The organism is Pseudoalteromonas sp. GW168-MNA-CIBAN-0100 (genome assembly GCF_040309225.1).
In the GTDB taxonomy this organism is placed as follows: Bacteria; Pseudomonadota; Gammaproteobacteria; order Enterobacterales; family Alteromonadaceae; genus Pseudoalteromonas; species Pseudoalteromonas arctica.
In genome coordinates, this window is sequence record NZ_JBEOOL010001019.1 from 1 (window position 1) to 241 (window position 241).

A 241-nucleotide genomic window follows, 5' to 3' on the forward strand; every position below is an offset into this window, starting at 1 on the left:
CGCAAACTCTTACCGCTCGCACACTTGTTATTGCCACCGGTGCTCGCCCGTTTGTACCGCCACTGCCAGGTATTGAAGAAACCGGTTACGTTACCAGCGATACTTTATGGAGCAAATTTGCAGAGCTCGACGAAGCGCCCAAAAAACTGGTTGTTTTAGGTGGCGGCCCGATTGGTTGTGAGCTTGCAGAAAGCTTTGCCAGTTTAGGCTCAAGTGTGACGCAAGTTGAAATGACTCAGCG

1 protein-coding gene is annotated in these 241 nt (G+C 51.0%); it reads left to right on the forward strand.

Going from position 1 to position 241, the window contains the following annotated elements:
- The coding region (locus tag AAEY62_RS24435) for an FAD-dependent oxidoreductase (RefSeq protein WP_350637069.1) at window positions 1-241 on the forward strand (241 nt) is incomplete at both ends.